Raw genomic sequence first — 4,049 nt, 5'->3', positions numbered from 1 at the left:
GCTTCTCAAGGCAGGCTTCGAGTCCGAGCTTATTTTCCCCGATGCGGGACCGGAGCCCCGCTGGTCCAAAGAGGACGGGCTCTAAGGAGCTTGGCTATGGCTGCAGGTCTTGCTTCTCCTTGCAGCAGCGCCGGCCTGCCGGCGCAGCCTTGCCTGCATCGCCAGCGGGCTCGCCATTGGCGCAGCTATGCTTTTGCTCTCTTTAAGCCGGACTCACGGTGCGGCCGGCTTTCCCTTGCCGCGCTGCCCAGCCAGCGCAGGCAAGCATTCTCCTGCCCCGCTGCCCAGCCAGCGAAGGCGGGCCGCCGCATCCGGAAAAGCGGCAGCGGTCGCCTTTGAAGCCGGGTTCCTACCGCGGTATCCGCCAAGTTCAGAGGAACACGGGTTCAACAGCGATTGGAGGAGCGGCAGCTTGCCGAGCGGCCTTGAGCGCAGCGAACTTGCCGGACTTGAGCACTTGAGCGCAGCGGGCTTGCCGGGCTTGAGCACTTGAGCGCAGCGGGCTTGCCACAGCGGACGGAGCATTCAAGCTTTGGCGGCCGCTATATCTGAAGCAGAGCAATGACCGCCGTCACCGTGCCGATGCTCAATATCGTCGAGAACAGCACCGCCTGCGAAGAAAACTCCGGCTCGTTGTCGAATTCGACCGCCAGCAGAACGCTGCTGAGCGAAGTCGGCACCGCCGAGCTCACGATAAGCGCCTTGGCCGCGAGGCCGTCGATGCCAAGCAGCCAGACCGTCAAGGCGGCCAGCGCCGGGCCTGCCGCCAGGCGAAGCGCCAGGGAAAGCCCCAGATCCGCCGTCTTCCCCTTGCCGCTGCCGCGCTTCATGCTCCCGAGCTGCACGCCGAGCGTCAGCAGAGCCGTCCCGATAAAGGCATTCGCCACATAATCGAGCGGCGTCGCGAGATAGACCGGAATGCCGACGCCGAAGCCGCGCAGCGCAAAAGCGAGCGGAATCACATAAATGACCGGCTGCGACAGAATCGTGCGCCGGATGTCGCGGAAGCTGCTTTTATGCGCATTGACGCTGTAGATGCCGTATGTGTTCGGCAGCAGCGACTGCATCATCATGACGAGCACCTGAATCGACAGCGTGAACGGATTCGCAGCGAAAGCCAGCTGGTTGAGCGGAATGCCGTAATTGGCGCTGTTGTAGAACAGCACGCTGTTGCGCATTGCCGCCTTCATGCCCCCCTGAAATCCCCTCAGTCGGATGACGATCTCCACAAGCGCGTACTGGAACGCCATGAATACGCCGAAAAACAGCAGCACCTGGCCGATCAGCGAAAACGGAATGTCGGTCGTATACAAAAGCTTGAAGATGACGGCCGGAGAAAAGAGATAAAAGTTCAGCTTCGACAGCGTGCGGATGTCGAGCACGAAAATCCGCTGCAGCACGACCCCGATCAGGATCATGACGCACAGCGGAATGATGTTATGCAGCAGAATCGAGCCGAGCAATGCCATGCGTGCCACTCCTTCCTTCAGGTCCAAAAAAAAATTCCTGCAATTTCTTGCAGGAATGACAGACCCAGCGGCCTCTCGGAAGAGGCTTATTTTTTCAGCAGGCTTTTGACGGCTGTCACGATGGAATCCGCCTTTTGGTCCGGCGTCATCGATTGATCCATGCCGCCGGTAATGTATTTGCGGATATTGCCCTTTTTGTCGATCAGCGTGAACACGTCGTTATGGCTGTAATTGCCGTCGGCGTCCTTAAGCAGGGACAGGCCGTAATCCTTGACCAGCTTGGCGGTGGCGGCTTCGTCCGGATTGCGCAGGAACAGCCAGCCCGCCGGGTCGGCATGGAATTTGGAGGCGAAGGTCCGGATGGCTTCAGGCGTATCGCGCTCCGGATCGAAGGTGATGGACATCAGCTCCGCTTTGTCGCCGAACAGCCCTTCCTCCTTCAGCTTGTCCTGAACCTTGGACAGAATGAAAGTCGTAGCGGGACAGACGTCCGGGCAATGAGACCAGTAGAAATAAGCGACGCGGACTTTGCCGTCCGAATCGGCGAGCTTGACTTCCTTTCCGTCTTCCAAAGCGTTCTGAAGCGTGAACTCAGGCGCAGGGCTGTTTTGCGGAAAATTGACGGCCTGCGTGCTGTCGGCCCGGCTTGATACGAGCAGATAGATGCCCATGGCGGCGCAAAGCGCGAACAAGGCGATTTTGAAGGCATGCTTGCGGATGAATGGCAACGTTTACCTCTCCTCTTATGTAAGTAAAGCCTGTCCGGGCGGACAGGCATGTAAGACCATCAAGGCAGGATGCTGGAAATGAACGCCGCGCCAGGCTCTCTGTAAGTGTTGGCGATCATGAGCAGGAAAACGACAAGCAGGTAATTGACGGAAATAAGGAAATTGACCTTGGCCCATTTCTCGGTCTCCTGTTCGGTTTTTGCGCGCATGCCTGTCAAGGTGTGGGCGAACCAGATGACGGTAAGCAGCCCGGAAACCCACAGGAACCATTGGCCCGTGTAGCCATACGTGTAGAGCAGGATTACGGTCGGAATGAGCAGCAGCACATAAGGAATCATCTGCAGCTTGGTCCGCTTGATGCCTTTCACGACCGGCAGCAGCGGATAGCCCGCTGCGCGGTACTCCTCTACGCGGCGGATCGCCAGCGACCAGAAGTGGGCCGGCTGCCAGAGGAAGAGGAAGGCGAAGAGCAGCCAAGCCCCGGCATCCACTTGCCCGGTGACGGCGCAATAGCCGATAACCGGCGGCATCGCTCCGGACACGCCCCCGATGGACGTGCTCCAGGTCGAGCTCCGCTTGAGCCAGATCGTATAGATGACGATATAGACGAACCAGCCCAGCAGTCCCAGCCAGCCGGAAAGGACGTTCACGAGGGTAAACAGCACGGCAAGGCCGGCAATTCCGAGAATGATGCCGTAAGTAATGACGAATCCCGGCTTCAGCCGGCCTGTCGGCAGCGCGCGGTTGCGGGTCCGCTCCATCTTGAGGTCGAGCTCGCGGTCCCAGTAATTGTTAATGACGCAGGCCGAAGCCATCGTCAGAGAAGTTCCGATCAGCATCCATAGAAGCTTCAGCCAGTCGATGCTCCACTGGGAAGCTACCCAGAATCCGCCAAAAGCCGCGAAAGCGTTCATGCGTACGATTCCTGGCTTGGTAAGGGCAATCAAGTCTTTCCACACAGTCGTGCGCCTCCTGTTTTTGGAGCGCAAAAGCGCATTGCGCCTAAGGGCTTCAGTAGTCAACGGTACTAATGATACCGAAAATGAATGCTTGTGACAATGTAAGGAAAGGCAAGTTCATGAATTCGACATGCCAATGTAGACTATTTGTTGACGAATGCTGCCGGGTCTTGCCTCCCTGAGCTGGCCCCCGCTTTCATTTTCGAGTCGAAAACAGGCACATCTCGCGGTCCCCGGCATACAGTAAGGTGTGGTCAGGAGCCCAGGCGGGAGGGCACCGCAGCAACAGCAGGCCGCAGGCTCCCGCAAAAGGAGCGTGAACAGGAATAATGGCTGTCATCAAGACCAACGATGCGGACACCAAGCTGCTTGCCCGGCTGATGCGGGCGGAAGCAGAAGGCGAAGGCGAACTCGGCATGCTGATGGTGGGCAACGTCGGCGTCAACCGGGTACTCGGCAATTGCCTCGATTTCCGCAATATACGGTCCATTCCGGACATGGTGTACCAGAGTCCCGGAGGATACGAGGCGGTCCAGAAGAGCTACTTCTATCAGAAGGCCAGGGACAAGGAAATTCGGCTCGCCAAACGCGTCATAGGCGGGGAGCGGCAGAATCCTGCCAGCAACGCGCTGTGGTTTTTCAGGCCGTCGGGAGATTGTCCCGATACCTGGTACAACCAAGGCAACACCGGGCGCTACAAAGCGCATTGCTTCTTCGCGCCGACCTCCAGCGACTGCCCGGACGTGTACTGACCGAAATCAAGCATCTATCCAGAGAGAGCGGGGAAACCTTTCATGTCGAATACTTATGACTTCGATTACTATCGTTCTTATGGCGCCTACGGCCATCCAGCCGTCGGCGGCGCCGGCACCGGCTACGGCCATCCTTCGGTC

Annotated in this window: 4 protein-coding genes; 1 reads left to right on the top strand and 3 read right to left on the bottom strand. The window is 58.5% G+C overall.

Annotated elements, in window-relative coordinates; translation table 11 throughout:
• Positions 1-542: 542 nt before the first annotated feature.
• The 3 genes from BN871_RS24890 to cyoE all read right to left on the bottom strand — a co-directional run bounded on the left by BN871_RS24890 (position 543) and on the right by cyoE (position 3,156).
• Positions 543-1,469 carry an AEC family transporter gene (locus tag BN871_RS24890; protein WP_048749729.1) on the bottom strand — a complete coding sequence of 309 codons (927 nt, stop codon included), beginning with the start codon at positions 1,467-1,469 and terminating at the stop codon, positions 543-545.
• A gap of 86 nt (positions 1,470-1,555) precedes the next feature.
• Positions 1,556-2,197 carry an SCO family protein gene (locus BN871_RS24885; RefSeq protein ID WP_021880871.1) on the bottom strand — a complete coding sequence of 214 codons (642 nt, stop codon included), beginning with the start codon at positions 2,195-2,197 and terminating at the stop codon, positions 1,556-1,558.
• A 59-nt stretch (positions 2,198-2,256) separates the two neighbouring features.
• Positions 2,257-3,156 carry a heme o synthase gene (gene cyoE, locus BN871_RS24880; RefSeq protein WP_232313340.1) on the bottom strand — a complete coding sequence of 300 codons (900 nt, stop codon included), beginning with the start codon at positions 3,154-3,156 and terminating at the stop codon, positions 2,257-2,259.
• Between the two features lie 329 nt (positions 3,157-3,485).
• Between cyoE and BN871_RS24875 the strand changes: the two genes are divergently transcribed.
• Positions 3,486-3,908, top strand: coding sequence for a cell wall hydrolase (locus BN871_RS24875; RefSeq protein WP_048749727.1), 423 nt, complete (start codon positions 3,486-3,488; stop codon positions 3,906-3,908).
• The last annotated feature ends 141 nt before the right edge of the window (positions 3,909-4,049 follow it).

Source organism: Paenibacillus sp. P22 (genome assembly GCF_000469945.2).
GTDB lineage: Bacteria > Bacillota > Bacilli > Paenibacillales > Paenibacillaceae > Paenibacillus_O > Paenibacillus_O humicus.
Note: the sequence above shows the minus strand (reverse complement) of the source record. Positions and strands in the feature narration are given on the sequence as shown.

Excerpts from the sequence above, each read along its gene's own strand:
- BN871_RS24890 (WP_048749729.1), bottom strand. The coding sequence starts at position 1,469 with ATGGCATTGCTCGGCTCGATTCTGCTGCATAACATCATTCCGCTGTGC.
- BN871_RS24875 (WP_048749727.1), top strand. The coding sequence starts at position 3,486 with ATGGCTGTCATCAAGACCAACGATGCGGACACCAAGCTGCTTGCCCGG.